This is a genomic window from Alphaproteobacteria bacterium (genome assembly GCA_024244705.1).
Taxonomy (GTDB): Bacteria; Pseudomonadota; Alphaproteobacteria; order JAAEOK01; family JAAEOK01; genus JAAEOK01.
Window position 1 is genome coordinate 46,740 of record JAAEOK010000103.1, and the last position, 26,442, is coordinate 73,181.

The 26,442-nt window shown below is 24.2% G+C and carries 23 protein-coding genes, 17 tRNA genes, 2 rRNA genes and 1 pseudogene; 23 read left to right on the forward strand and 20 right to left on the reverse strand.

Features of this window, described 5'->3' with window-relative positions; all coding sequences use genetic code 11:
• Window positions 1-6: 6 nt before the first annotated feature.
• From GY791_19365 to atpA, 4 genes are read left to right on the forward strand one after another with little or no spacing between them, the layout of a single operon-like run.
• Window positions 7-474 carry a hypothetical protein gene (locus GY791_19365; GenBank protein ID MCP4330579.1) on the forward strand — a complete coding sequence of 156 codons (468 nt, stop codon included), beginning with the start codon at window positions 7-9 and terminating at the stop codon, window positions 472-474.
• 36 nt (window positions 475-510) lie between these two features.
• The gene (locus GY791_19370) at window positions 511-1,038 is read left to right on the forward strand and encodes a hypothetical protein (protein ID MCP4330580.1); all 528 of its coding nucleotides are present in this window, start codon (window positions 511-513) and stop codon (window positions 1,036-1,038) included.
• Window positions 1,035-1,718, forward strand: a complete 684-nt coding sequence (locus GY791_19375; GenBank protein ID MCP4330581.1) for a hypothetical protein — start codon at window positions 1,035-1,037, stop codon at window positions 1,716-1,718. The genes GY791_19370 and GY791_19375 overlap by 4 nt, the downstream gene beginning before the upstream one ends.
• Before the next feature lie 49 nt (window positions 1,719-1,767).
• Window positions 1,768-3,288: a F0F1 ATP synthase subunit alpha gene (gene atpA, locus GY791_19380; GenBank protein MCP4330582.1), complete on the forward strand. Its 1,521-nt coding sequence runs from the start codon at window positions 1,768-1,770 to the stop codon at window positions 3,286-3,288.
• Between the two features lie 58 nt (window positions 3,289-3,346).
• Here atpA and GY791_19385 read toward each other — a convergent pair.
• Window positions 3,347-3,418, reverse strand: a tRNA-Thr gene (locus tag GY791_19385).
• Between the two features lie 42 nt (window positions 3,419-3,460).
• On the opposite strand from GY791_19385, the gene rpsP reads away from it, so the two are divergent.
• The 3 genes from rpsP to GY791_19400 all read left to right on the forward strand — a co-directional run bounded on the left by rpsP (window position 3,461) and on the right by GY791_19400 (window position 4,147).
• Window positions 3,461-3,697: a 30S ribosomal protein S16 gene (gene rpsP / locus GY791_19390; GenBank protein ID MCP4330583.1), complete on the forward strand. Its 237-nt coding sequence runs from the start codon at window positions 3,461-3,463 to the stop codon at window positions 3,695-3,697.
• An 83-nt stretch (window positions 3,698-3,780) separates the two neighbouring features.
• Window positions 3,781-3,852 (forward strand) — tRNA-Asn (locus GY791_19395).
• 213 nt (window positions 3,853-4,065) lie between these two features.
• A tRNA-Tyr gene (locus GY791_19400) sits at window positions 4,066-4,147 on the forward strand.
• A gap of 152 nt (window positions 4,148-4,299) precedes the next feature.
• Here GY791_19400 and acpP read toward each other — a convergent pair.
• A complete protein-coding gene (acpP, locus tag GY791_19405) occupies window positions 4,300-4,551 on the reverse strand; it encodes an acyl carrier protein (protein MCP4330584.1) in 252 nt (83 codons plus the stop codon).
• 236 nt (window positions 4,552-4,787) lie between these two features.
• On the opposite strand from acpP, the gene rplS reads away from it, so the two are divergent.
• On the forward strand, window positions 4,788-5,153 hold the full coding sequence (gene rplS, locus GY791_19410; protein ID MCP4330585.1) for a 50S ribosomal protein L19: 366 nt from the start codon (window positions 4,788-4,790) through the stop codon (window positions 5,151-5,153).
• Window positions 5,154-5,184: 31 nt separating this feature from the next.
• On the opposite strand, the gene GY791_19415 is transcribed toward rplS, so the two are convergent.
• Together GY791_19415 and rpmF are read right to left on the reverse strand one after the other, a co-directional pair.
• Window positions 5,185-5,269: transfer RNA gene (locus GY791_19415), tRNA-Met, on the reverse strand.
• A 193-nt stretch (window positions 5,270-5,462) separates the two neighbouring features.
• Window positions 5,463-5,591: a 50S ribosomal protein L32 gene (rpmF, locus tag GY791_19420; protein MCP4330586.1), complete on the reverse strand. Its 129-nt coding sequence runs from the start codon at window positions 5,589-5,591 to the stop codon at window positions 5,463-5,465.
• Window positions 5,592-5,677: 86 nt separating this feature from the next.
• Between rpmF and GY791_19425 the strand changes: the two genes are divergently transcribed.
• Window positions 5,678-5,752 (forward strand) — tRNA-Cys (locus GY791_19425).
• 381 nt (window positions 5,753-6,133) lie between these two features.
• Here the strand turns inward: GY791_19425 and ilvN are convergent.
• From ilvN to GY791_19450, 5 genes are all read right to left on the reverse strand, one after another.
• Entirely contained in the window at window positions 6,134-6,880 is a 747-nt protein-coding gene (gene ilvN / locus GY791_19430) for an acetolactate synthase small subunit (GenBank protein ID MCP4330587.1), read from the reverse strand.
• A gap of 45 nt (window positions 6,881-6,925) precedes the next feature.
• Window positions 6,926-7,279 (reverse strand): 50S ribosomal protein L20, encoded by a 354-nt coding sequence (gene rplT, locus GY791_19435; protein MCP4330588.1) that lies wholly within the window; start codon window positions 7,277-7,279, stop codon window positions 6,926-6,928.
• Window positions 7,280-7,340: 61 nt separating this feature from the next.
• Entirely contained in the window at window positions 7,341-7,541 is a 201-nt protein-coding gene (rpmI, locus tag GY791_19440) for a 50S ribosomal protein L35 (protein ID MCP4330589.1), read from the reverse strand.
• A 128-nt stretch (window positions 7,542-7,669) separates the two neighbouring features.
• A tRNA-Ser gene (locus GY791_19445) sits at window positions 7,670-7,756 on the reverse strand.
• A gap of 122 nt (window positions 7,757-7,878) precedes the next feature.
• Window positions 7,879-7,951 (reverse strand) — tRNA-Met (locus tag GY791_19450).
• A 152-nt stretch (window positions 7,952-8,103) separates the two neighbouring features.
• On the opposite strand from GY791_19450, the gene rpsN reads away from it, so the two are divergent.
• Together rpsN and GY791_19460 are read left to right on the forward strand one after the other, a co-directional pair.
• The gene (gene rpsN, locus GY791_19455; GenBank protein ID MCP4330590.1) at window positions 8,104-8,406 is read left to right on the forward strand and encodes a 30S ribosomal protein S14; all 303 of its coding nucleotides are present in this window, start codon (window positions 8,104-8,106) and stop codon (window positions 8,404-8,406) included.
• Window positions 8,407-8,546: 140 nt separating this feature from the next.
• A tRNA-Glu gene (locus tag GY791_19460) sits at window positions 8,547-8,619 on the forward strand.
• A gap of 123 nt (window positions 8,620-8,742) precedes the next feature.
• Here the strand turns inward: GY791_19460 and GY791_19465 are convergent.
• The 4 genes from GY791_19465 to GY791_19480 all read right to left on the reverse strand — a co-directional run bounded on the left by GY791_19465 (window position 8,743) and on the right by GY791_19480 (window position 10,016).
• Window positions 8,743-9,561, reverse strand: a complete 819-nt coding sequence (locus tag GY791_19465; GenBank protein ID MCP4330591.1) for a thiazole synthase — start codon at window positions 9,559-9,561, stop codon at window positions 8,743-8,745.
• Window positions 9,562-9,637: 76 nt separating this feature from the next.
• Window positions 9,638-9,709 (reverse strand) — tRNA-Gly (locus GY791_19470).
• A gap of 84 nt (window positions 9,710-9,793) precedes the next feature.
• Window positions 9,794-9,865: transfer RNA gene (locus tag GY791_19475), tRNA-Lys, on the reverse strand.
• An 80-nt stretch (window positions 9,866-9,945) separates the two neighbouring features.
• Window positions 9,946-10,016: transfer RNA gene (locus GY791_19480), tRNA-Gly, on the reverse strand.
• A 151-nt stretch (window positions 10,017-10,167) separates the two neighbouring features.
• On the opposite strand from GY791_19480, the gene GY791_19485 reads away from it, so the two are divergent.
• A complete protein-coding gene (locus tag GY791_19485; GenBank protein ID MCP4330592.1) occupies window positions 10,168-10,479 on the forward strand; it encodes a hypothetical protein in 312 nt (103 codons plus the stop codon).
• Between the two features lie 27 nt (window positions 10,480-10,506).
• On the opposite strand, the gene GY791_19490 is transcribed toward GY791_19485, so the two are convergent.
• Entirely contained in the window at window positions 10,507-10,812 is a 306-nt protein-coding gene (locus GY791_19490) for a hypothetical protein (protein ID MCP4330593.1), read from the reverse strand.
• A 217-nt stretch (window positions 10,813-11,029) separates the two neighbouring features.
• Between GY791_19490 and sufB the strand changes: the two genes are divergently transcribed.
• Entirely contained in the window at window positions 11,030-12,475 is a 1,446-nt protein-coding gene (gene sufB, locus GY791_19495) for a Fe-S cluster assembly protein SufB (protein ID MCP4330594.1), read from the forward strand.
• Window positions 12,476-12,480: 5 nt separating this feature from the next.
• Window positions 12,481-13,233, forward strand: coding sequence for a Fe-S cluster assembly ATPase SufC (gene sufC, locus GY791_19500; GenBank protein ID MCP4330595.1), 753 nt, complete (start codon window positions 12,481-12,483; stop codon window positions 13,231-13,233).
• 25 nt (window positions 13,234-13,258) lie between these two features.
• Here sufC and GY791_19505 read toward each other — a convergent pair.
• Window positions 13,259-13,332: transfer RNA gene (locus GY791_19505), tRNA-Pro, on the reverse strand.
• Between the two features lie 1,135 nt (window positions 13,333-14,467).
• On the opposite strand from GY791_19505, the pseudogene GY791_19510 reads away from it, so the two are divergent.
• From GY791_19510 to GY791_19520, 3 genes and pseudogenes are all read left to right on the forward strand, one after another.
• Window positions 14,468-15,913: pseudogene (locus tag GY791_19510) on the forward strand (AAA family ATPase).
• Window positions 15,914-18,241: 2,328 nt separating this feature from the next.
• Window positions 18,242-20,467 (forward strand): AAA domain-containing protein, encoded by a 2,226-nt coding sequence (locus GY791_19515; protein MCP4330596.1) that lies wholly within the window; start codon window positions 18,242-18,244, stop codon window positions 20,465-20,467.
• Between the two features lie 163 nt (window positions 20,468-20,630).
• Window positions 20,631-21,299, forward strand: a complete 669-nt coding sequence (locus GY791_19520) for a hypothetical protein (protein ID MCP4330597.1) — start codon at window positions 20,631-20,633, stop codon at window positions 21,297-21,299.
• 34 nt (window positions 21,300-21,333) lie between these two features.
• On the opposite strand, the gene GY791_19525 is transcribed toward GY791_19520, so the two are convergent.
• A tRNA-Asp gene (locus tag GY791_19525) sits at window positions 21,334-21,407 on the reverse strand.
• 107 nt (window positions 21,408-21,514) lie between these two features.
• On the opposite strand from GY791_19525, the gene GY791_19530 reads away from it, so the two are divergent.
• The 6 genes from GY791_19530 to rpmA all read left to right on the forward strand — a co-directional run bounded on the left by GY791_19530 (window position 21,515) and on the right by rpmA (window position 25,470).
• Window positions 21,515-21,587 (forward strand) — tRNA-Met (locus tag GY791_19530).
• 29 nt (window positions 21,588-21,616) lie between these two features.
• Window positions 21,617-21,709: transfer RNA gene (locus GY791_19535), tRNA-Ser, on the forward strand.
• Between the two features lie 273 nt (window positions 21,710-21,982).
• Window positions 21,983-24,673: a preprotein translocase subunit SecA gene (gene secA / locus GY791_19540; protein ID MCP4330598.1), complete on the forward strand. Its 2,691-nt coding sequence runs from the start codon at window positions 21,983-21,985 to the stop codon at window positions 24,671-24,673.
• A gap of 27 nt (window positions 24,674-24,700) precedes the next feature.
• Window positions 24,701-24,841, forward strand: a complete 141-nt coding sequence (locus GY791_19545; GenBank protein MCP4330599.1) for a 50S ribosomal protein L34 — start codon at window positions 24,701-24,703, stop codon at window positions 24,839-24,841.
• Window positions 24,842-24,910: 69 nt separating this feature from the next.
• The gene (gene rplU / locus GY791_19550) at window positions 24,911-25,219 is read left to right on the forward strand and encodes a 50S ribosomal protein L21 (GenBank protein ID MCP4330600.1); all 309 of its coding nucleotides are present in this window, start codon (window positions 24,911-24,913) and stop codon (window positions 25,217-25,219) included.
• Between the two features lie 11 nt (window positions 25,220-25,230).
• Window positions 25,231-25,470: a 50S ribosomal protein L27 gene (gene rpmA / locus GY791_19555; GenBank protein MCP4330601.1), complete on the forward strand. Its 240-nt coding sequence runs from the start codon at window positions 25,231-25,233 to the stop codon at window positions 25,468-25,470.
• Between the two features lie 56 nt (window positions 25,471-25,526).
• On the opposite strand, the gene GY791_19560 is transcribed toward rpmA, so the two are convergent.
• The 4 genes from GY791_19560 to GY791_19575 form a co-directional block, all read right to left on the reverse strand.
• A tRNA-Leu gene (locus GY791_19560) sits at window positions 25,527-25,609 on the reverse strand.
• Between the two features lie 43 nt (window positions 25,610-25,652).
• Window positions 25,653-25,724 (reverse strand) — tRNA-Arg (locus GY791_19565).
• Between the two features lie 200 nt (window positions 25,725-25,924).
• Window positions 25,925-26,040: ribosomal RNA gene (gene rrf / locus GY791_19570) — 5S ribosomal RNA — on the reverse strand.
• Window positions 26,041-26,066: 26 nt separating this feature from the next.
• A 23S ribosomal RNA gene (locus tag GY791_19575) occupies window positions 26,067-26,442 on the reverse strand; the annotation flags it as partial.

Consider the following 26,442-nt stretch of genomic DNA (forward strand, 5'->3'; position numbering starts at 1 on the left):
AAAAAAATGATTTATCCATTTATCTTCTTTTTAGTAACTAGTAAAACTGGTGGATTATTTGATTTAGATGGAACATTATTATTAATACTGTTGCAATTTTTAATTTTAATGTTTATTCTAAATCTTATATTATATAATCCTATTACAAATTCGATAATAGAACGGACTAATTATATTACTAATAATATAAAAATGTCTTCTAATATTTTGTTAAAAGCAGATGAATTAACAAAGTTATATAAAAATCAAGTTGCTCATATACAAAAAATAATATACTTAGAAAAGAAAGAATTACAAAAACAATACAAAGAGGTTACCTCAAATAAAAAAGAAATTCTACAAAATACACTTGATAAACACGTAAATAATATAATAAATTTTTTTAATTTAGATAAGGACATTATTTATGTAACTATACATCAAAAAATTTTATTATTAAGTGATGAAATAATTTCAAAAATTTTTACAGATTAAAATACTTTAAAATAAAAAATTTTGTCAACAAAAAAAATGATAATTTTTATAAGTAATATAAATAATTTTTTTAGTCAAATTTCATTCAACACAAATTTATTGGAAACTAATATAGTTAATATTGGGTTTTTAACTTTTTTATTTATATTTATGGTTCGAAAAAATTTATATGAAATTTTAGATCATCGATATCAGAAAATAATAAACACAATTCAAGATGCAGATGAACGTTTAAACAAAGCCAAAATTTGTTTGATAAAAGTAAACACCCAATGGTCTCAAATTCAAAGTATAATAAAAGAAATTAAAAAACAAACTGTTTATGATAAAGAAAATTTGTTACAAACCGAATTGATATTGGGTGAAGAGAATCTTTCAAATCAAATTGAAAAAACTAAAAAAATGTTAAATATACAAAAACAAAAAATATATAAAGAAATAATTCAACATGTTTCAAAAAAAGTTTTTAAATATGTAATCTCAAAATTAGCATACGAAGTTACACCATCTAATCATATTTTAATAATTGATACTAAATTAAAACAGTTAGAAAAACAAATATGATAAATAAAATAATGGAAAAAAGAATAGCAAAACCTTATGCTGAAGCTTTTTTTCAATCCTCTGTATTAACTTTAATTAAACAAAAGAATTTAAAAAAATTTTTTAAAATAATTTTTGATGTAAGGACAATATTAACTTATCTAGTTTGTTTAGATAAAATAAAAATTTCAGAAACTATTAAAATTGAAGAAATAATTTTTAATTCAAATACTTCTTTAACTGAATTAAACTCTTTTATTAAAGACCCTATTAATAATCATGAATTTAAAAAAATTCTTTTAACTAATTGTTTCACATCAGTAATTAGTGAAAATATGATGGATTTTTTAATTTATCTAGTAAATAAAAAAAAAATAGCTTATCTTAGTAATATTATGGAAAAGCTTCTTGAATTATTTTATGATTTTTTAGCTATTAAATTTATTAGAGTAGATACTCAAGTAAAATTTACTTTTTCTCAACAAAAATTTTTAATAAAGTTAATTCAAAAAAATTTTGATTCTATTATAATAAATAATACAAATTTGAAGATAAAACCAAAAATTTTATTATTTGTCAATATAAATAAAACTCTTATCGGTGGATTTACTATCCAAATTGATTCTAAGATCATTGATTTAAGTATAAAAACAGATCTTTACAATTTAGGAAAGCTTTTAAATTTATCTATAAAAATATAATTTTCAGTTAATTTCCGTTTATATTTGTTATTTTAATTTTTTAAAACATATGATAAACGTTTCTAAATCTAATGAAGTTACATCTATTATTCGTCAACAACTAACTAATTTAAATTTAAATCACAATATAAAAATTAGTAATATTGGAACTGTTGCACAGGTAGGAGATGGTATTGTTCGTGTTTATGGACTAAATGATGTTATGGTAGGGGAATTAGTAGAATTTGAAGAAGGGACTGTTGGAATTGCTCTAAATTTAGAAGAAGATAATGTAGGTGTTGTTTTAATGAGTGATGGATTAAATATAATAGAAGGTAGTAAAGTTTATGGCACTAAGCGTGTAGCACAAGTACAAGTAGGCTATAATCTTTTAGGTAGAATAGTTGATCCTTTAGCAAATCCTATTGATGGAAAAGGAGAAATTAATTCAACGGAAACCCGTCTTATTGAATCATTGGCACCAGGAATTATTAATCGAGAATCAATTAATGAACCTCTTCAAACAGGTATTACTGCAATTGATGCTATGATACCGATTGGAAAGGGTCAACGAGAATTAATCATTGGTGATCGACAAACTGGTAAAACTTCAATTGCGTTAGATACTATTATTAATCAAAAAACAGAAAATATTATATGTATTTATGTAGCAATTGGACAAAAAGCATCATCAATTGCTCAAGCTGTTTCTATTTTAGAAGAGAATGAAGCATTAGATTATACGATTATTGTAGCTACGAATGCTAATACTCCAGCAACTTTACAATATATTGCTCCATATACTGGAGCATCATTTGCTGAATATTTTATGTATAAAGGAAAAGACACATTAGTTATATATGATGATTTGTCAAAACAAGCTTCTGCCTATAGACAAATGTCATTATTATTACGAAGACCACCAGGTCGAGAAGCTTTTCCTGGTGATATTTTTTATTTACATTCTCGATTATTAGAACGTGCTGCTAAATTAAGTGAAGAAATGGGAGGAGGTAGTATGACTGTTTTACCGATTGTCGAAACACAAGCTGGGGATGTTTCAGCATATATACCGACAAATGTTATTTCTATTACTGATGGACAAATTTTTTTATCTAGTAATTTATTCAATTCTGGATTACGACCTGCAATTAATGTTGGTATCTCTGTTTCAAGAGTAGGATCTGCTGCACAAATAAAAGCTATGAAAAAAATTGCAGGAACATTAAAGCTTGAATTAGCTCAATTTGATGAATTAGAAGCTTTTTCTCAATTTGCATCAGATTTAGATCGCACAGCACAAAAACAATTAGTGCGAGGTCAACGTTTGCGAGAAATTTTAAAACAAAATAAAAATAAACCTATTCCAGTCGCTGAACAAATAGCAATAATTTTTGCTGGAATAAAGGGTTATTTAGATAGTATTGAATTAAATCAAATTTCGTTATATATTAAAAATTTACGTCAATATTTACGAGAATCTCAACCAGAATTTATTTCATTAATTAATACAAGTAAAATTTTCACTTCAGAAGCCGAAGATTTATTAATTTCAGCTATTCATACAACAAAAGATAATTTTCTTTCTTAATAAATTAAATTATTTAACAAAAATTTTCTTAATTATCCTTTTTTTTATTAAAAAATAAAGCTGGTAAAAGGATTTGAACCTTCAGCCTACTGATTACAAATCAGTTGCTCTACCATTGAGCTATACCAGCAAACAATTTAATCTATATATTATATAAAAATAATATCTTAATATGTTAAAATTACGATTAAAAAGATACGGACGAAAAAAAAAAGTATTTTATAGAATTGTTCTAATAAATAATCGATCACCTCGTGATGGATTAGCAATTGAAGAACTTGGATTTTATGATCCTATAAATAAATTATGCCAAATTAATAAAAGAAAAGCAATCTTTAGATTACAGCAAGGAGCACAACCAACACTTATTGTTAAACGATTATTACAAAAATTAGCAATAATTTATTAAAATAAAAATTTAAATATAATAAATAGTTTTTTTTTTAGTATTTTTATTAAATAAAAAAAAATTACGTAATAAAATTTAACTTCTCCTCAGTAGCTCAGTGGTAGAGCAATCGGCTGTTAACCGATTAGTCGTAGGTTCAAATCCTATCTGGGGAGTTAAATTCCTTTAATTTAATTTTTATTCTTATGTTTATCTATATTGTTTTTAATATTGACGAAAAGAATACAAATTAATAATATTATGAAAATTAACTTAAACTTTTAAAAAAATATTAAAAAATAAAGCAAACAAAAAATAAAATTTTGAGAATTAATTAATAAAGCCTTTTTGATAAATTATAGTAAATAAGTTAGTATAAGAAGTATAAAGGGTCGATGCCCGAGTGGTTAAAGGGAGCGGATTGTAAATCCGTTAGCATTGCTTACATTGGTTCAAATCCAATTCGACCTAATATTTTTTGATAAACAATTCTATAGGAGTTTATGTTATTAAAATATATGATTTGAGAAAAAAAAAGAATAGCATTTATTCATAAATTATAAAAATTTATTGAATAAATACTATTCTTTTTTTTCATTAAGAAATTTATTATAGTTTTTTATTTATAATAATTGAGAAAACCTATTTTCTATAATAAAAACTAATGCATCTTCAAGACAATCTAATTCAGTAACTACTGTTTCTGGAATTTTCATATCAAAAGCTTCTTCAAGTGACATAACCACTTCAACAACATCTAAAGAATCAGCACCTAAATCCTCAGTTAAGCTTGATTTTAATACAACTTTATCTAAATCCACACATAATTGTTCTGAAACAATTGCTTGCATCTTAGTAAAGATATTAATTGGCATTGTTTCTTCGTTTAAATTTTCAAATTGTGTCATAATTAATTTCCTCCTTAATTTTTTTAATTATAAATTTATTATAAAATTTTCGCACAAAAGTAATATACATTATTATAAATTTTTTTACAAACCTAAAATAAATTTAAAAATAACTCTTACAAAATTCTATTAAATAATTTAAACTTATACATTAAAGAAAAAAGTAGAATAAACGAAGTTTATCTAAAAAAATAAAAAATAATATGGATAAATTAAATAAAAAAATTAATTTTAAAAAAATTATTGAATCAACTTATGAAAAAAAATTATTACCAAATATATCCATTGGTAATTTTGTTAAACTTGGATTAATGGTACAAGACGGAAAAAAAAATAGAATACAATTTTTTGAAGGAATTATTATCGCAATAACAAATGAAGGTCTTAATAAAACAATAACTGTTCGCAAAAAAATTCAAGGAATTGGAGTGGAAAAAACATTATTATTACATTCTCCACTTCTTATATCTATAGAAATTAAAAAATATTCCCAAGTTAGAAGAGCAAAACTTTATTTTTTACGAAACTTATCAGACAAAGCTAGTCGTCTTAAAAGAAAAATAATTTAATTAATTGTTACTAATTTAATTAATCTTTTTATGCATCTGACTGGGTTTGAACCAGTGACGTTCCAAAAGAAAACGGATTATGAATCCGGTGCCTTCAACCACTCGGCCACAGATGCAAATACGAATGATATACGATGTTATTTTATGATATAAAAGCGGAACTCATTTATTTCTTTTTTACTCTAAATTAAAATAAATATTTAAAAAAGATTTAATAAAAAAAATTACTTGACTTTTTTATAATAATCATAAATGTTTAAAGTTAAAATCAAGATAGACCTTTTAAAAAAAGTTATTCAATTTTAAAATCTATTTGTTTTTTAATAAGGATTTTGCTAATGATTCAGAAATTTTAGCAGTTTTTTTAGTTTTTGCCATCCAATTTGATTTGCGAGTTTTTGATTTTGTTTTTGATGTACGTTTTTTTGGTACAGCCATAATAGAAATAATGAATAAAGTAAAAGAAAAGAGATATGTATACCTATTTACTTTTTTATAAATATTAATTATATTATCCTTATAAAGGTGACATAGCCAAGCGGTAAGGCAGAAGATTGCAAATCTTTTATTCCTCAGTTCAAATCTGAGTGTCACCTCCAAAATATCGAATAATATTAGGGGGCGTGGCGGAATATGGTAGACGCAACGGACTTAAATTTTGAGCCAACTAGTTAGTTAATACTAGTATGAGTAAGTTCTCAAATTCAGAAAAATCTACGTTAATATTTTTAATTTATGAAAAATTAATACGATAATTCTGAGCCAAATTAATGAGAATCTTAAAAATACTCATTGAAAGGTGCAGAGACTCAACGGGAACTACCCTAAAAAAAGGTAAAGATAGAGTCCAATTTCAATATATTTAAAATTAAATTTTATTTTAAATAAACAATGAAAATTGTAATGGAATGAAAATTCGTTGACTTAATTATAGTCGTGGGGGTTCAAGTCCCCCTGCCCCTATTTTAAAATTTTTTAAATTAATCTTTAACCTTATTAGATGATTCTAAAATTAGAGGTTGAATTATTCCTTTTTCAAAAATATAATTACTATCAAAACCTGAAGCTCGTGAAATAACGGTTTTTCCTGTACGTGTCAAATCCACTAATTGAAACGTAGGTATTTCATTTTTCAATTGATCAAGCATAAGCTCCATCATCTGTATATTTCCAGAATCACCTGAAAATTCAATAATTAAAAAAGATGGATTAATATCAACAATTTTTATTTGAAATGGTTTTAAAATATCAATTAATTGATCTCTATTTTGAATATTTATTTTTACTTTAATTAAAAGAAGTTCTCTTTCAATAATAGGAATATTATTAAAACTATTTATTTGCAAAATACTTGTAATTTTTTTTAATTGGTTACAATAATGTTCTATTTCATAATCATTTGCTAAGATAACTAATATAATTGAACGAATTGTTTTTTTAGCAAAAAATGAAGTTGTGGTCATACTTTCAATAGAAATATTAAGACGATTAAATAAAGAAAAAATTCGAAGAAGCGAACCGATTTCTTCTTCTATTTTAATTTCTATAAAATATTTTCTTTGGGGTGCATTACGAAATTTAGATTCAAGAAATTCTTTTTTTTGTTCAAAATTTATTATAAGGTCTTGATAAGAATTAAGAGATTCTTTTTTTATAATTTGATTTTGATTTTTAATTTCCTCTTGAATACTATTTTTTTTTTTATTTATTTTTTTTCTAGAGGACATTTTTAATTTTTTTAAAATTATATATTTATTTTTATTTAGTAAATTTTAGAAATTATGATAAAGATCTCGTAGTAAACTATTAAATGTTTTTGAATCAACAACAGATAAATTTGCAAGCATTTTTCTATTTAATAAAATATTTGAATCTTTTATTAATTTTATAAAATGACTGTATTTATAACCTTTTTGACGTAAAGCTGCATTAATACGTATAATCCATAATTGTCGAAATTTTCGTTTTTTTTGTTTTCTATGACAATATGAAAAAGATAAACTTTTCATAACTCGTTGATTGGCTACACGAAATAATCGTGATGATGATCCTCTAAAACCTTTAGCCAATTTTAAAATTTTTTGTCGACGTCTCCGAGCAATACTACCTCTTTTAATTCTTACCATAATAATAACAAAATTGTTAATTCTTTTTTATTTTTTAATTTTTGTAAGAAATTCTATTTATTTATTTTTTTATTAAAATCTTTTTCCAAAACATTTTAATATCAAATTTATGTATTAAAGAACTTTTAGAAAGTCGGCGTTTTCGTTTTGGACGCTTTCTTACTAAGATATGACTTTTAAAAGATTTTTTCCGTTTAAATTTTCTTAATCCAATTCTCTTAAATCTCTTCATTGCAGATTTACACGACTTTAACTTAGGCATACCTTATTTTTTAATTAAAACGTATCGATTCAAAAAATTGATTATTTTTTAACTCTCTCTAATTTCTAAGGTATATTAGAATAGACTTTCTTGTCAATATAAGTATTATAAAAAAAAAAGATATGGAAAGGAGAGAGTGGGATTCGAACCCACGGAATGTAAAACATTCGTCTGATTTCAAATCAGATACAATCAACCAACTCTGCCATCTCTCCTCGATAAATTTTTTTAACTAAGTTAAAAAATTTATAAATAGTCTAGATAAATTTATGATTTAGCTTTTTTAATTTTATAATTATTTTGTGAAAAAAAAAATTATAATATAAAAGTAAAGACGTTGCGGAGAATGGATTTGAACCATTGACCTTCGGGTTATGAGCCCAATGAGCTACCAACTGCTCTACTCCGCGTTATTTTAATTATATTTAACTTTAATTAAAATGTCAAAATTAAAAAATAATTTGCATTAAATAATAATATTTATTATAATTCTCTTTTACATAAACAAATAATTTTTTGAGTTAGAATTTAAAAAATTTTATTTTTAAAATACATTTCTATTATGTCTAAACAATCTGTTATTGAGAGAGAATTAAAGCGTCAAAAAATAACTAAAAAATATAAAAATATTAGATTATCATTAAAGAAAAATTTTATTAAAGCTAAAACAATTCAAGAAAAATTTTTTATTCATGAAAAAATTGAAAAGCTTCCACGTAATAGTAGCTCAGTTAGATTAAGAAGAAGATGTTGGATTACAGGACGTGGTAGAGGTGTTTATAGAGATTTTGGCTTATGTCGTCATTCTTTTAGAGAAATGGCTCATAATGGTCTTTTACCAGGAATTAGAAAAGCAAGTTGGTAAATATAAATTGTATTCTTAAAATTTATTTTTTAGTTATTAGAATTCTAATTTTTGTTGTAATTTTTTTGACAGAGAAAATAAACTAATGTAAAATGTATTTTACATAACATCTTTTAAAACTATCTAAAAAAGATTTTGTTGCCCCCATCGTCTAGAGGCCAAGGACATCTCCCTTTCACGGAGGCAACAGGGATTCGAATTCCCTTGGGGGTTTTTTTGGAAACATTTCTAGAAAAATGAGACCATTTTTTTTATTATTTTCAGTAAAGCTTAGTAATTTTTTTTATATGATTTCTTTTTAATTATAAAGATTTAAAATTAATCTATTTAATAAAATTATACTAAAAAATTGGTCCCGGAAAATGGAGAACTTGCAGAAGCTAGATATTGCCTTTTTTCTATATTATCTTTAGTAGATATGAAGCTTAATCTTCCTGCTTCGACTGCTAGTTTCATTGCTAAAGCCATTATTTCTGGATTTTTTGATTGTGCAACTGCAGTATTTAATAATACTGCATCTGCTCCTAATTCCATAGCTAATGCTGCTTCATGTGGATTACCTATACCAGCATCAATAATAACAGGGATCTTAGCATTTTCAATAATTATTTGAATATTTTGAAGATTTTGAATACCTTGTTTTGAACCTATAGGTGAACCTAATGGCATTATAGTACTACAACCCAAATCTTCTAAATGCTTAGCTAACATAGGATCTGCATTGATATAAGGTAAGACTGAAAAACCTTTTTTTACTAAAAACTTTGCTGCTTTTATTGTACCAATTGGATCTGGTAAAAGATATTTTGAATCAGAAATAACTTCTAATTTAACAAAATTATTTGTAGGTTGTTTTATTTTTTTTGCAAATTCACGTCCTAAATATGCTAAACGAATAGCCTCCTCTGCAGTCCTAGCACCAGCAGTATTTGGTAACAACCATAATTTTTTCCAATTAAGTCCAGTTGTTATAGAATCTTCTGAAATTTTTCCAATTGTGAAATGTCGAAGAGCTACAGTTACAATGGAACAACTACTTTTTTGAATAGCGGTTTGTGTTTGTATTAAATTTTTATATTTACCTGTACCTAATAAAAGACGTGAATCAAAACTTTTTCCACTAATAACTAGTGGATCTTTTAATAAATTATTCATAATATAGTTTTATCTTATTTAATATAATATTATTTTACAAAAATAATTATATTTTTTAATTTTTTTATTATAAACTAGCGGGTGACGCGATTTGAACGCGTGGCATCAACCTTGGCAAGGTTACACTCTACCACTGAGTTACATCCGCTTTTTTTTTATTTTAAATTATTCTAAAAGAATAAAACTAAAATGTCAAATTTACTTTATTTTTTTAATTGCAATATTTTAAAATTAGGTTGCCTGGGATTTGAACCCAGAACTTTTCGGTTAAAAGCCGAGTACTCTACCATTGAGTTAGCAACCCAAAATATTATATATATATGATATTATTAAATTTTTTAGTGTTTCTATTCATAATTTCGTAATATATTTAAGGTTTTAGAAAGCGAGTAACGGGAATCGAACCCGTATCTTAAGCGTGGAAGGCTAATATTTTACCATTAAACTATACTCGCTCATTAAGGTTAATCTTTTAAATATATTATACAATAAAAGATTAAAAGATGTTTTATTTTCTTTAAATAAAATATAGATAAATATGATATAATAAAAAAGTTAATAAGTTTAACTGTAAATTTTTAATTAAATTGTATTTAATTTTATATTATGATAAATATTGGCTTTACTGCAAATTTATTATTAGGATTTTTAGTTGTTCTTGGAGCTACTATTTTATATTTTGTAAGGATTGTTCGACCAGAATTATCGCGTGATGAAGATATCTTTTTTGCAACAGTCGGTTTTATATACAGTTGTATTTTAATAGTTCATGGTTGGCGATTAGACCCTATTTTATTGTTTAGCCAAATTTTAATTATTATTATGACATTATCTGCAGGATGGGAAAATATAAGATTACGTGGTTTAATTGCAAAAAGAATTAAAGAAAATTCTAAAAGACTAGATAATATGAAATAAAACTATAGTTGTTATTCTTTATTTTTTTTACTCAGTTAATAAGAAAGGATAAAATTTTATTATTGTAAATTCAGGTTCTTTATCCAACGTAATACCTGAAACATTAGCTCTTAAACTTAAAAACCCTTCAACAATAACATAATCACCTATTTGATAATATTTACATATATCTCCTCCTAAATCACCCCAAATTGATAATCTAATATCGTGAAAACTTTTTTTTTTTTTAGCTTTTGGAAATTCAACAATTAATTCCACAATACTAATATCTCCAATAAAGAAACTTTGAATGGGTTGACTAACAATTTTAACTATAAATATAGATGTATTCATTTAAAAATTTTGTTAATTTTACAACTAAGTTTTTTATAAAAATTAGATTTTTTTTGCTTTTTTTTATCCTGTATATTAATATTATAAATAGACAAATTAGAATTAGAATCCAAAATTACATTTTTATAAAATAAAATAGAATTTTTTTTAAATATTATAAGATATAATATATAACGAAATATATTATATTAGTACATATCTTTTTTTATTATAGCATATGAATAGTGAAAATTTAATTCTTAATAAGTTAATAAATCAACCATATAAATATGGTTTTAATACTAAAATTGAAGTAGATAGCTTACCTTTTGGACTAAATGAAGATATTATTAATAAAATTTCTTTGAAAAAAAAAGAACCTAAATTTTTATTGAAATTTCGTTTAAAAGCGTTTCAAAAATGGAAATCTATGAAAAAACCAAGTTGGTCAAGTTTAGTTCTTCCATTAATCAAATATGATAAAATAAAATATTATTCCGCACCTAAAATAAAACCACAACTTAATAGTTTAGATGAATTAGATCCTGAAATAAAAAAAACTTTTGAAAAACTTGGTATTTCTTTAAATGAGCAAAAACGACTAGCAAATGTAGCTGTTGATGCTGTTTTTGATAGTGTTTCTATTACTATAACTTTTAAAGAAGATTTAGCTAAATATGGAATTATTTTTTGTTCAATTTCTGAAGGTATTCAAGAATATCCTTCTTTAATTAAAAAATTTTTAGGTAGTGTTGTACCTAGTGGGGATAATTTTTTTTCAGCATTAAATTCTGTAGTTTATACAGATGGTTCTTTTTGTTATATCCCAAAATCTATAAAATGTCCATTAGAACTTTCTACTTATTTTCGTATTAATGATAAAGAATCAGGACAATTTGAGCGTACATTAATTATTGCAGAAAAAAATAGTTCTGTTAGCTATTTAGAAGGTTGTACAGCTCCTCAATACGATAATAATCAACTTCATGCTGCTATTGTTGAATTAATTGCTTTTGAAAATGCAGAAATAAAATATTCTACTGTTCAAAATTGGTATGCTGGGGATAAATTTGGAAAAGGTGGAATTTTTAATTTTGTTACTAAACGTGGTTTATGTGCAGGTAAAAATGCAAAAATTTCTTGGATACAAGTAGAAACAGGTTCTGCTATTACATGGAAATATCCTAGTTGTATACTTTTAGCTAATAATACTAAGGGTGAGTTTTATTCAGTTGCATTAACAAATAATTATCAGCAAGCAGATACAGGTACAAAAATGTTACATATAGGGTCAAATACAAAAAGTCAAATAATTTCAAAAGGTATTTCTTGTGGTTTCTCTAAAAATACGTATCGTGGATTAGTAAAAATTGGATCTAAAGCTTTTAATAGTCGTAATTTTTCACAGTGTGATTCGCTTTTAATTGGAAAAAATTCATATGCTAATACTTTTCCTTATATAGAGGTCGCTAATTCTACTGCAAAAGTAGAGCATGAAGCTTCAATTGCCCGAATTGGAGAAGAACAAATTTTTTATTTTTTACAACGAGGAATTTCTATAGAAGAGGCTATTGGATTAATAGTTGGTGCTTTTTGTAAAGATATTTTTACAAAATTACCAATGGAATTTGCAATGGAAGCAAATCGCTTATTGAGTTTAAAATTAGAAGGAAGTATAGGATAAATAAAATGAATAAAAGATTAGAAATAAAAAATTTATATACAAATATTGGAGAAAATTCTATTTTAAAAGGAATTAATTTAAGCATAAAAAGAGGAGAAATTCATGTTATTATGGGACCAAATGGTTCTGGAAAAAGTACTTTATCAAAAGTTATAGCTGGACATCCTGCATATAATATTACAAAAGGTGAAATTCTTTTTAATCATGAGAATATAAATAAATTAGATCCTGCTATTCGTTCACATAAAGGACTTTTTTTAGCATTTCAATACCCAATTGAAGTACCAGGTGTTACCAATGAAGATTTTTTACGTCTTATTTATAATTCATCACGAAAAGCCTCAGGTTTATCAGAATTAGGTCCAATAGAGTTTTTAGAATTTGTTATAAAAAAACTTGAATTAGTTAATATGAATTTAGATTTTCTTTATCGAAATGTAAATGAAGGATTTTCTGGAGGTGAAAAAAAACGTAATGAGATTCTTCAATTTGCTATTTTAAATAGTACACTAGGAATTTTAGATGAAATAGATTCTGGTTTAGATATCGATGCTTTAAAATTAATTGCTTCTTCTATAAATAAATTAAAGGAGGCTGATAAAAATAAAAGTTTAATTATCATAACACACTATAATAGATTATTAAAATATATTAAGCCTGATTTTATTCATGTTATGGTAAAAGGTAAAATTATTAAATCAGGTGATCATACTTTAGCACAAGTACTCGAACAAAAAGGTTATAAATGGTTAAGTTAAAGTTTTAAAATTAAAAAATACTAATTCGGAACGGCAGGATTTGAACCTGCGACATCCTGCTCCCAAAGCAGATACGCTACCAAGCTGCGCTACGTTCCGTTTAAATTTTCAAAGATAAGCTATTTTTATAATTTTATTATTGTAATTTAATTATTAAAAAGATTCAAATATTTTTAATTAAAAAGATCAGTATTATAATAATAAATTATTCTAGATATAATTAAAAAATTATGATATTATATATTTCATATATAAATTTTTAATGCATTACTTTTTCTGTTAAATAAAAAATTATTTTTCAATATTGAATTTCTTTATTCAAAATATTTTTTTGTGATTTCTATTTTTCAAATTAATGTAAATTGGCTTGTCATATTAAGTTAATAATTTTAACTTATATTTAAGAAAAATTTAATAAAATTTAAAGTAAGACCTTATTAAGAAAATTATATTTAGATCAAAATAAATTAGATTAAAATAAAAATTTTAAATAAAAAATCTATTAAAATTTATTTATTTAAAAATAAGTAATTTATAATGGATAAAAAAATAGATGATTAATAATACATTTTTACGAATAAAATCTAATAAATAATAGTTATATTTTTTAAAATATTTTAATTTTATTAAAATTATTTTAGATAAGATACTAAATTTAAAATATAGTTCGTTAGAAAAAAAATAAAAATTAATAAAGGAAGAATTTGATCTATAATTTTTTTAAAAAAACTTATATTATTAAATATTCCTATATAACTTAAATTTTCTTGAAATGATAATTCATTAGGATCTCGAATTAAAATTAAAGTTAATAATATTATATTAAAAATAAGACAAAAAAAATTTAAAATACGATTCATAATTCAATTTTCTTTAACAATTAAAACTCTTTAAAGTTAACATAATATAAAAAATTATCAAAGTAACTAATAAAATTAAAAAGAGATATAATAAACTTTTGATTAAATTTATATATTATTTAAATAATATATGTTTTTATAAATAATTTATAAAACTATTTTATCAAATATACAAAAAGGGGATATTTCTTCTTTTTGATTAATAATTAAAAAAACTTAACTTCTTTTTTTAACTAAATTTTTATTATTAAAAAAAAAGTTGTATTTGTTTTTTTTTAATTCTATTCATTGTTATTTTTTTTATAGTATAATCGAACAAAAATAAATACCATTAAAATAAGGTAAAATTGTTTTTTTTTATAATGATCGATAAAATGTTTGAGCGCTTTACGGAAAAAGCCTTACAAGCTGTAATGATTGCTCAAGAGGAATCTCGAAAATTAGGGCATAATTTTGTTGGAACAGAACAGCTATTATTAGGATTAATAGGGGAAAATACAGGAATTGCAGCTCAAGTCTTAAAATCTTATGGAGTTAATTTACGAAATGCTAGGTTAGAGGTAGAGCGTTTAGTAGGACGAGGTTCTGGTTTTGTTTCAGTTGAGATACCATTTACTCCACGAGCAAAACGAACATTAGAATTGGCTTTAAAAGAATCCAAAAATTTTGGTCATGGGTATATTGGAACTGAACATTTATTATTAGCTGTAACAGACGAAGAAACTGGGATTGCTCATAAAATTTTAAAAGCTTTAGGAGTTGATTTTTTTAAACTTCGAAATACTCTTTTAGATAGGATAGGTGAATTTGATAAAGAAAAAAAAAATAAAGAAGAAAATAATTTAGAGAAAGTATTTACTTTAACAGATGATAAAAATTTTCAAAGTGTAAGTTATAATTCCAATATTAATAATTCACTTAATTTAAAAATTCTTGATGAATATACAGTAAATTTAACTAAAGCAGCTGAGGAAAATAGGTTAGATCCAGTAATTGGAAGGACTAAAGAAATTGAAAGAGTTATCCAGATTTTAACTCGTCGTCGTAAAAATAATCCAATACTTATTGGTGAACCAGGTGTAGGAAAAACAGCAGTTGCTGAAGGTTTAGCTCAACGAATTCGAACAGGAGATGTTCCATTAGGTTTAGATGGAAAAGAAGTAATTGTTTTAGATATTGGTTTATTATTAGCAGGTACAAAATATCGAGGAGAATTTGAAGATCGATTAAAAAAAATTGTCGAACAAATTCAAATAAATCAAAATTATATAGTTGTAATTGATGAAGTTCATACTTTAGTTGGAGCAGGAGCTGCTGAAGGTGCTCTAGATGCAGCTAATATTTTAAAACCTGCATTAGCAAGAGGTGATTTCCAGTGTGTTGGTGCTACAACGATTTCAGAATACCGTCAACATATTGAAAAAGATGCTGCTTTAGAACGTCGTTTCCAACCTGTAAATGTAGATGAACCAAGTATTGAAGAAACTATCTTTATTATGAGTGGTTTACGACAAAAATATGAACAACATCATCAAGTACATATTTCTAATCGTGCTATCGTTGCTGCAGCAAGTATGGGAGCACAATTTATAGCAGATCGATTTTTACCTGATAAAGCAATAGATTTAATTGATGAAGCCAGTGCTTTAGTTCGTTTTAATAATAGAAGATTACCTTTAGCAGCTAAAGCATTAGAAAAGGATTTGCAAAAGATACTTGTTGAAAAAGATAAGTGTATAAGAATACAAGATTATAAAAAAGCTGCAGAGTTGTTGGATAGTGAAATGAATTATAGAAATAGAATAAAAAAAGTTATTCAATATACTCTCGAAAGAGATCAAGCACGAGTAAAAGCAGAAGAAAAAGGAATCTTATTAAAAGATCAATTAATGGAAAATGAAATAGATTTTGGACATAAGCTTCTAAATCAATGTTCCTTTAAAGATTTTGCTGTACTTGCACCAGATGGACTACCTTATCGAATTTGTTTAAATTCTAAATTACGTGAAAATGCAGATAAATTATTAGAAAATGAATTAAATAAAAACTATAACAAAAATTATTCTAAAGAATCAAATAAACATTTATACGATACTTTAAAAAAAATAACAGAAAAAGAATTTTATAATTTTTATAAAGGAAATAAAGTTTTAGTTGAAAAAATAAATAAACAATTTCAGAAATATTTAGAGAATCAAATAAACGAAATTAAAGACCAATTAAAAATAGATGTAAATAAAAAATTTCAAGATTATAAAGATAAAGGACCTGAAAAATCTAAAAAACAAATATTAGCAAAAATTAAAGAACAAAAAATTAAAAAATTTGATAGAAATCAAAAAGAGAATCAAATATCTAAAAGTAAAAAAGAAAATTTAATAATTAAACAAATTAGTCAATTATTAGAAATATTAGATCATGATAATAAATCGGAATTCAATATAACTAAAACTCTAACATTAAAAATTAATGACTTAAAAAATAGTAATAATAAAAATATAAAATTACCTAAAGAATTAGTTAATAATAATTCCTTAGAATTAAAAACTAATTCAAATAAAAAATTTAAACGGATTAAACCTTTAAAAAATTTATCATCATTACTGATGACTATTGAAGAATTATTGTGGTTTAACCTGTCTAAAGAAAAAAATGAGAAACTGAAATTAAAGGATTTAAAAATTAACCAAATAAAAGAATTAATTAATAAAAAAATGATATGGGATGAGCAATCAGAACAAATATCAAAAAATAATGAAATTAAAAAAGATGAAGATTTTATTTGGTTTCTTTTTGAAAGAATCGGTATAAATTTATTGGAAAAAATGAAAGAATGGCGTAATAATTATTTTTTAAATAAAGAAAATACTTATTTTTCTTTACTTCCTAATTTAGATAATTTTAACGCTATAATTAACGACTTTACTTATAAAGGATGGGCTTCTCATGATAATCCTAATGTAATTGAAGAAAAAAATATAATATTTGAATTGATAAACCAAGTTTTATTTTCTTCAGATAATATGTCTAATTTAATAGATTCTTTGTTTAAAAATTTAATACCTATTAATTTAACTGAGACTTCTCTGGAGGAATTATCTTGTTTTATTTTTTTATTAGATGCTCCAACTAGATACGGTAAAAATTTTCAATTAGGATTTATAAATAGTGCAATATCTGCAAATTATCATATTTTATGTAGTGAATTTCCTGAAAGTGATTCTATAATAGGGTTAATCGGTTCAGCTAGTTCAATTCCAACTAGTTTACTTAATTGCTTTAAATTTACTTTTCCAAGTGAGAGAAATTTTAATAAAAAAAATAAAGATACTTTTTTTGTTCTCTCATTACCTAAAATGAAAAAAGAGGAACCATCTATTTATATTGCTGCTCCAAATTTTGTATTATTAAAGGAGTTACAACTTGCAATAATGGTAAATTTAATAAAATCTTTATTTAATAGTTTAGAAAATCATAAAAACTTTAATTCAAAGATAATTAAAAAATTAGAGCATAAATTATATGATTATCCTGGAACCAAAACACTTTATTGTGAAATATTACCAAAAATAAGAATAGCTACAGAAAAAACTTTAACGATAGATGATCTTTATAGAGATCTTAAAAGTGTTTCCTTTCCGTATTATCATGTGAAGGATATGATTTTAGATCCTACTTTTGAATTCTTAGAAATACATGAGGGTTATAATCCTATAGAAAAAGAAGAAAAAAATAAATCTAGTTCCATTTCAATAGAATACAATAAAAATTTAACTAATCTAATACAATGGGATAATGAAGATTCAATAAATAAAAAATTAGATAAACTTTTAAGTAAAAATTTAATAAAGAATAAACAGTTAGATCAAAGAAAATTAATTAATGACGAATTATCATTAGCAAATGAAATTTTAAAGATTGATAATTTTATTTACGAACTAATAGAATTAAATAAAAAAGAACCTTTAAATTTAATAAAAAATAATATAATTCATAATTTAATTTATTTTTTTAATAATTATTTAGAATTATTTTCACCTATAAGTATTAATTATTTTATAACACAAAATTTAATTCATCAAGAAAATTATTTAATCTTAAAGAATGATATTTCTCAATTAGATGTTAAAATAAGGAATAAATTACAAATGAATGATTTTTGCTCTTTTATTAAACCATTTTCTTTTAATAATGTTTTTTATGATAAAAAAATTTTATCATATAAAAATTTTAAAACAACGATTTTTGAGAATTCTGAAAATGATATAGAAAACGATATTAGTTTTAATATTAATTCAAAATATTTTAATAAAAAAAGAATTAAAAAATACGAAAATATAAAAAAGAAAAAAAGAATTTTAATTATTAATAAAACTTTTTCAAATTTAAAATCTAAAGAAAAAATTTTAATTCCTTTAAATTTGATTAAGCAATGGAATCCTATCTTTTATAATTATTTTTTTAATATTTCTATAAATTTAAAATTTCAAAATAAAACTGCATATTTAAAAAAATTGCAAAATATATCTTCTAATTCCTTTTTAAAAATATTTCAAATTGAAAATACTTTAAAACAACAATTTACTAATTCTAAAAATAAAGAAAAAAATATTAATATAAAATCGAAAGAACAGTTAATAAATGATCGGCATTTATCAAAAGTCATTAATTTTATTCAATTAAATGAAATAAATAATGAATTTTCAGCGGAGGAAGATGTTAAAAAAGGTTTAAAATTTATACAGAAAATAATAAAATTTCCAAAATATTTCAATGGAAATTTAAATATTTCAAAAAAAGATGAGTTAGTGAAATTTCAAAAGCTTTTTTCTGATGAAAAACTTGCAGAATGTTCAATAAGAAAAAAATTAGATTTTAATTTTAATAAAGACAAAAATTTAAAAACATTTGAAATAGAAAGTAAGAAAAATATTCCTAAAACTAATTCCCTAAAAAATAATTTTTTAGGAACTGTAAAAGTAAAACCAAAAACATTACCATTAAAAAAAGAAGAAATAAAAAAACAAACAAAAGAAGTACAAGATAAAATAGAAAAAATTAAACAAAGAATAGAATATTCAGCACAAGGTCTTAAAAATATTATATCTAAACCAAAAGTTTTAGAAGAGGACATAGCAGCTGTTGTTGGTTCTTGGACTGGGATTCCTGTAAATAAGATTGCTCAAGATGAAACAGTAAAACTTTTAGATCTAGAAAAAATGTTACATCAATCTGTAGTTGGTCAAGACTATGCAGTAAGTTCTATTGCACGAGCTATTCGTCGTGCTCGTGTTGGATTAAAAAATCCAAAACGACCTATAGCAAGCTTTTTATTTGCTGGTCCTACTGGTGTAGGTAAAACAGAATTAACAAAAGCATTAGCTTCTTATTTTTTCGGATCTGAAGATACTATGATAAGACTTGATATGTCTGAATATATGGAAAAACATACAGTTTCTAAATTAATAGGTTCTCCACCAGGTTATGTAGGATACGGTGAAGGTGGACAACTTACTGAAGCTGTTCGTCGTAAACCGTATTCATTAATTTTATTTGATGAGGTTGAAAAAGCTCATCCAGATGTTTTCAATGCATTATTGCAAGTTTTAGAAGATGGCCGGTTAACTGATGCAAAAGGTAGAATAGTTAATTTTAAAAATACTATTCTAATAATGACATCTAATTTAGGTTCAAATATTATTGAAGATTTTACAAAAGGATGGGAAGATACAAATAATAAAATAAATGATGATTTTTTAATTTATTATGAAGAAATTGCAAGATTAAAAGCCTCACGTTATAATGAACTTTGTAAATTAGTAAATCAATCTTTAAAAAACTTTTTTAAACCAGAATTTCTTAATAGAATTGATGAATTAATTATTTTTCAACCTTTAAATAAAGATGAGATTTTCTTAATTTTAGATATGTTATTACAAGATCTTATTTTGAGGGTTGTCTCACAGAAAATTATTTTACGAATTTCTAGTCGAGTTCGATCAAAGCTTTTACGTCAAGGTTATGATATTACAATGGGAGCAAGGCCAATGCGTCGAGCAATTACAAATTTAATTGAAGATCCTATGGCTTTAAAATTACTTCAATATGCTTCTTTAAGAGCTACTAGTCCAGTAAAAGTTAATATAGATTTAACTTTATCTCATGATATTGATGTACATATATGTTCAATTTCGAAAGAGGAATTAGAAAATGAAAGTAATATTTTAAAAGAAAGAACAGCACAATTATTAAAATATCATTCAAAAATTGATAATTCGACAGAAGATTTGAATTTTGAAAAATTTGAAAATGATGTTGAAGAAGATGAGGAAAGTCTTTCAGAACTACTTGTAAACCTTACTAGTAATTTATAAAATCAATATGTTAAATATTTAAAAAATCGAGTAACGATTTTTTATCAAATAGTTTATAAAATTAGTATAGTTAAAAAAAGATCTACAAATAATAAGATTTTATTTAAAATTAAATATTTTTTTTATAAATATTGGTCAAGGTTCAAATAAAATAGGATTTATTATGATACCATTAATTAATAATTTTCAGTTTTTTATTACTCATTTTAAATGGTCCGTATTCTTTTTTATATTTTTTTTTTATTTTTTCACAAAATTACGATACAATTTCCCCGAAATTTTAAAAAGTATTTCTCAAAACTGTAAGACTATATTTGAACAAATTTTAGCGGCTTTACCTTATCTTAAACCTATCATGGAGATAACTTCTATATATGGAGGAAGTTTACTTGCTACATCTAATGTAGTTCAAAATAATATTCCTTATTTTGTTGCTGATTTAATTGATTTTTATGATATAAATATGAGTGATGAGCTTAATATTGGATATTTTCTTACTCTTAATATTTTAGTTAGTCGTTTGAAATTTCCAAAAAGCCGTTTTATTCGTTTTCATTGGTTAAGAAGTTTATTTATTAGTTTAATACTTAATGTACCTCATGAATGGTATGATTGGGAAATTAAACTTACTAGGATCGGTTTAACTGATACAGATTTAGAATTTTGGGGAATTATTATTTGGGTAATTGCTTTTATTATAAGTTTCACTGCTTTTTTAGAGGCTCTTTTTGGAAAGTATCCTAAACTTTGGGTTGTTCGTGAAGCTGTAGAAGTAGCTTTAGGTCGTGATGGAGAAGACTTTATTTGGTGGGATGAGCAAAATGAGAAATAATAAGTATTACTAATACTTAAATTATAAAAAAGAACGGGACTGACGGGATTTGAACCCGCAACTTCCGCCGTGACAGGGCGGTGCTCTAACCATTTGAACTACAATCCCTAATTAATATTATAATTCTAAGAATTGTATATTAAAATAAAAAAAAAATCAATTTAAATGATTTTTAAATTTTGTTTTTATAAACTAAATAGATAACTTTTATAAATAGCTCTATAGCTCAGAGGTTAGAGCAGGGGATTCATAAGCCCAAGGTCGCAGGTTCAAATCCCGCTAGAGCTAATTCATATTAAGGTACTTAGTTATTACCTGGAGAGATGGCTGAGCGGTTGAAAGCGACAAATTGCTAATTTGTTGTACAAAATTTACTATTTGTACCAAGGGTTCAAATCCCTTTCTCTCCTTTATATATTTTTTATAAAAATTATTCTTTTTTTATGATTAAATTTTTAAAGAGATCTTTCGTAAGAATATAACTTTTTTTTATATTTTAATTAACTTATTATTTTTATAAAATTCAAAATTTTAAATACGTAAAATAAAATTTAAATACTTAAAAATAAATATTATGTTAATATTATTTCAATTTCTAAAACAAATTTGAAATGTATAAAAAAAGATTATGAAATAATGTATATTTTATTCTTATACTTATAAATCAAAGAAAAATAAATGAGATGATATCTTTTTCTTCAAAAAATACACTATTTATAAAATATAATAATATTATTAGTTCAATTAATCAATTAGAAGTTGAATATCAGGCCCTTGAAGATGGGCAATTAAAACGTAAAACTGATATTTTAAGTACAAAAATAAAAAATTTAAAAAAAAATACTTTTTCAAATGATTTACTAATTGAAAGCTTTGCGTTAGTTCGAGAAACAGCAAAAAGAACTATAAATTTACGTCATTATGATACACAAATTTTAGGAGGTTTAATTCTAAATGAGGGAAAGATTGCTGAAATGGCTACAGGAGAAGGTAAAACTTTGGTAGCAACAAGTCCAATTTTTTTAAATGCATTATCTAAAAAAGGTGTACATGTTGTTACTGTTAATCCATATCTTGCTCAACGAGATTCTGAATGGATGGGTCAAATTTATCGTTTTTTAGAACTAAAAACAGGTATAATCACTTCAAAAATGTCTTTAATAGAACGAAAAAAAAATTATAATAAGGATATTACATATATAACAAATAGTGAACTTGGTTTTGATTTTTTAAGAGATAATTTAGCGCAAACTACATCTGCTTTAGTTCAACGTCCTTTTAATTTTTGTATTATTGATGAAGTTGATTCTATTTTAATTGATGAAGCTCGAACACCTTTAATTATATCAAATCAAGTTAATATTGAATTAGAAAAAATTATAAAGGCAAATGAAGTTGTTAAATTTTTATTACTACACAAACATTATGAGATTAATGAAAAAACTAGAAATATTAGCTTAACAAAAAATGGAATTAAAAAGATAGAACAATTGCTTCAAGTTAAAAATATTTATGATTTAAGTCAGCCTTGGATTCATTTTATATTAAATGGATTAAAAGCATACCATTTATTTATAAAAGATGTACATTATTTAGTTAAAAATAATGAGGTTATTATTGTGGATGAGTTTACCGGAAGATTATTAATAGGCCGAAAATGGGCTGATGGTTTGCAAACTGCAATAGAAGTAAAAGAAAGTATTTTTAACTTTAAAGGGAATAGAACAATTGCTTCAATTACATATCAAAGTTTTTTTCGTTTATATCCTAAATTATCGGGAATGACAGGAACAGCTAAAACAGAAGAATTGGAATTTGAAGATATTTATAAAATATCTGTTTTAGCTATACCTTCATATAAACCGATGATAAGACAAGATAAAAAAGATTATATTTACATTGATGATCTTGCAAAATGGCAAGCTATTACCAATGAATGTCGAAAAATGTTTCACATTGGTCGACCTGTATTAGTTGGAACAACAACAATTAAAAATTCTGAATTATTATCTCAATTATTAGTTTATTATAATATTCCTCATAAACTTTTAAATGCTAAACCTCAATATATTAAAAGCGAATCTGAAATTATTGCTCAGGCAGGCTGCTTATATTCAATAACTATCGCAACTAATATGGCTGGTAGAGGTACAGATATTTTATTAGGTGGGAATATAAATTATCGAGCTAAAAATTATTTATTATATCTAATTAAACAAATAATTCAAAAAAATAAAATCAAAAAAGATTATATTCTTAATTTTTCTATTTTACAATTAGTTAATTTATTATTAAAATATAGACGTTTGCTTCGAACAATAAATTTTAATTATTTTGATAATTGGTTACAACAAATTCAATTAATTGAATTAAATTTTAAAGACGAAAATACTTCTTCTTTAAAAAATTATTATAGATTAGTAGATATAATTAAAAATTTATATAAGAAATTATTCGATCAATATAATAAATTTTATCAACAAGAACGCAAAAAAGTTTTGGCTTTAGGAGGATTGTATGTAATTGGAACGGAGCGCCATGAATCAAGGCGTATTGATAATCAATTACGTGGACGAGCTGGTCGCCAAGGTGACCCTGGTGAATCACGATTTTTTTTAAGTTTAAATGATAATTTATTACGAATTTTTGGTGGGGAAAAAATAACAAAATTTTTAATTAAATTAAATTACCAAATACCAACACAACTAATTGAATTTAAACTTATAAATTCACTTTTAGATTCAGCACAACAAAAAGTTGAAGGACTTTATTATGAACAAAGAAAAACTTTAAATCAATATGATCAAATAGTAAATAAACATCGTATTCTTATATATAAATTTCGTAGAAAAATTTTATTTAGTTCTAATACTAGGCGTATAACATTAGAACTGATAGAAAATATGGTTGCGGATATAATTAATCTTTTATATGGTACATCGGATTCAGAAGAACTATATAATAAAAATGCTTCAATGTTACGTTTAATAGGACTCTTATATAGTATAACTCTTTCTTTTGATAGTAATACTCCTATTCCTAACATTTCTAATAAAAAATTTATTAAAAATTTTTTAATACAACAAGCTTGGTCTATTTATAGTAAAAAGGAAATTTGGTGTAGTTTTATAGATCCTGGTTTATTTATATTATTTGAAAAACTTATTATGTTAAAGTATTTAGATTATCATTGGGGAAAACATCTAGAAAATATTAATTTTATTAAAGAAACAGTAAAATGGGAAGTTTATGCTCAAAAAGATCCTTTTATACTTTTTAAGAATGAAGCAAATAAATCATTGAATAAAACACTAAAATATTATCGTGACAATGTTATTTATACACTTCTAACAAGTAGATTTAGTTTAATTTAATAGAATAGCAAATAAAACTAAAAATTTATGAATAAAGGAATAAAAAATATTACAAGACGAAAAGGTCTTAATAAATTAGGTTTTAGAGTACGAATGAAATCACTAAATGGAAAAAAAATAATAAAAAATCGACGGAATAAGAAAAGAAAAAATTTAAGTATTTCTTAAACTACATTTTTATTGATATTTAAAAAAATTTTATTATAGCTATAATAACGAACAAAAAAATATTGAATCATGGAATATGCTATTATTGAAGCAAGTGGTCGACAATATTGGATTGAATTGGGTCGATTTATTGATTTAAATCAAATTAAATTAAAATTAGGAACAACAGTTTATATAAAAAGAGTTCTACTGGTTAAAAATCAAAACAAAATATTGTTAGGAACTCCTTTTATTAAACAACATAGTATAAAAGGGATTATTAGTAAACATTTTTTTGGACCTAAAAAAATTATTTATAAAATAAAACCAAAAAAAAAATATCGACGTAAAAAAGGTTATCGACAAATTTTAAGTAGAATAATTATAAGTAATATTTAAATTTTATTTTTATGGCACATAAAAAAGGTGCAGGTAGTACCAGAAATGGTCGAGATTCAAATTCAAAACGACTTGGTGTAAAATGTTTTCAAGGACATTCTGTGAAAAGTGGTAATATACTAGTTCGTCAAAGGGGATTAAAAATTAAAGCTGGATTAAATGTAGGGATTGGACGGGATTTTACTTTATATGCTTTAAAAAATGGGAAAGTTAAATTTTCTAAAAAACCAACAATGATTTTTATTGTTTAAAACTTTCTATAAAAAAATTTAAAAATAAAATAATTTTTTTTTATTAAACTAATTAATACGAACGGAGAGATTTGAACTCTCATAAGATTATCTTACTAGATCCTAAATCTAGCGCGTCTACCAATTCCGCCACGTTCGCTACTTTTTTTAATTAAGGCTTAATCCAAATATAAAATTTTTAATAAGCATGAAAGGAGTTGAACCTTTATCCCTTAAAGTCGGAGTTTAAGACTCTACCATTAAGCTACATGCTTTATAAAGAGGTAGATATTTATAAACTCTAATCAAATATTAAAGTAAACTTTCTATGATCCATAAAGAATTTTTTATTAAATTAAACTATTAATGAAAAAATTTATAAAATTTTAATTAAAAAAGACCATAAAATAAATAAAACTCTAGGTTTTATTATGAAAATCATTACAGGGATTTTAAAATTTAATAAAATAAATAGTTATGGTATAAGTTATTTTCCCAAAAAGCTCCCCTTTCAGTATCGTTACCGTAATAAAGTTTCACCACTAAGTTCGGAATGGTTTAGTGTGGTTCCTCTATCCTTAAAATACCACAACCAAAAACTTTTTAAGTTTAGAAATTTAAGTTTTCGATCTATTAGTACATCTTAGCTAAATATATTACTATACTTACACTTAATGCCTATCAACCGGTTTATCTTACCGTGATCTTATTTACAATTATAGTATTGTAATGAGAGCAGTTATCTTGAGGTAGGTTTCCCACTTAGATGCTTTCAGCGGTTATCCTTTCCATACATAGCTACCCAGCGTTTACCGATGGCACGATAACTGGTATACCAGCGGTATGTCCTTCCTGGTCCTCTCGTACTAAGGAAGAGTCCTCTCACTGCTCTAACGCTTATACCGGATACGGACCGAACTGTCTCACGACGTTCTGAACCCAGCTCACGTACCGCTTTCATGGGCGAACAGCCCAACCCTTGGGACGTACTAC

Coding starts and splice junctions, on each gene's coding strand:
- GY791_19365 (MCP4330579.1), top strand. CDS start 7: ATGATTTATCCATTTATCTTCTTTTTAGTAACTAGTAAAACTGGTGGA.
- GY791_19370 (MCP4330580.1), top strand. CDS start 511: ATGATAATTTTTATAAGTAATATAAATAATTTTTTTAGTCAAATTTCA.
- GY791_19375 (MCP4330581.1), top strand. CDS start 1,035: ATGATAAATAAAATAATGGAAAAAAGAATAGCAAAACCTTATGCTGAA.
- atpA (MCP4330582.1), top strand. CDS start 1,768: ATGATAAACGTTTCTAAATCTAATGAAGTTACATCTATTATTCGTCAA.
- rpsP (MCP4330583.1), top strand. CDS start 3,461: ATGTTAAAATTACGATTAAAAAGATACGGACGAAAAAAAAAAGTATTT.
- acpP (MCP4330584.1), bottom strand. CDS start 4,551: ATGCCAATTAATATCTTTACTAAGATGCAAGCAATTGTTTCAGAACAA.
- rplS (MCP4330585.1), top strand. CDS start 4,788: ATGGATAAATTAAATAAAAAAATTAATTTTAAAAAAATTATTGAATCA.
- rpmF (MCP4330586.1), bottom strand. CDS start 5,591: ATGGCTGTACCAAAAAAACGTACATCAAAAACAAAATCAAAAACTCGC.
- ilvN (MCP4330587.1), bottom strand. CDS start 6,880: ATGTCCTCTAGAAAAAAAATAAATAAAAAAAAAAATAGTATTCAAGAG.
- rplT (MCP4330588.1), bottom strand. CDS start 7,279: ATGGTAAGAATTAAAAGAGGTAGTATTGCTCGGAGACGTCGACAAAAA.
- rpmI (MCP4330589.1), bottom strand. CDS start 7,541: ATGCCTAAGTTAAAGTCGTGTAAATCTGCAATGAAGAGATTTAAGAGA.
- rpsN (MCP4330590.1), top strand. CDS start 8,104: ATGTCTAAACAATCTGTTATTGAGAGAGAATTAAAGCGTCAAAAAATA.
- GY791_19465 (MCP4330591.1), bottom strand. CDS start 9,561: ATGAATAATTTATTAAAAGATCCACTAGTTATTAGTGGAAAAAGTTTT.
- GY791_19485 (MCP4330592.1), top strand. CDS start 10,168: ATGATAAATATTGGCTTTACTGCAAATTTATTATTAGGATTTTTAGTT.
- GY791_19490 (MCP4330593.1), bottom strand. CDS start 10,812: ATGAATACATCTATATTTATAGTTAAAATTGTTAGTCAACCCATTCAA.
- sufB (MCP4330594.1), top strand. CDS start 11,030: ATGAATAGTGAAAATTTAATTCTTAATAAGTTAATAAATCAACCATAT.
- sufC (MCP4330595.1), top strand. CDS start 12,481: ATGAATAAAAGATTAGAAATAAAAAATTTATATACAAATATTGGAGAA.
- GY791_19515 (MCP4330596.1), top strand. CDS start 18,242: ATGAATGATTTTTGCTCTTTTATTAAACCATTTTCTTTTAATAATGTT.
- GY791_19520 (MCP4330597.1), top strand. CDS start 20,631: ATGATACCATTAATTAATAATTTTCAGTTTTTTATTACTCATTTTAAA.
- secA (MCP4330598.1), top strand. CDS start 21,983: ATGATATCTTTTTCTTCAAAAAATACACTATTTATAAAATATAATAAT.
- GY791_19545 (MCP4330599.1), top strand. CDS start 24,701: ATGAATAAAGGAATAAAAAATATTACAAGACGAAAAGGTCTTAATAAA.
- rplU (MCP4330600.1), top strand. CDS start 24,911: ATGGAATATGCTATTATTGAAGCAAGTGGTCGACAATATTGGATTGAA.
- rpmA (MCP4330601.1), top strand. CDS start 25,231: ATGGCACATAAAAAAGGTGCAGGTAGTACCAGAAATGGTCGAGATTCA.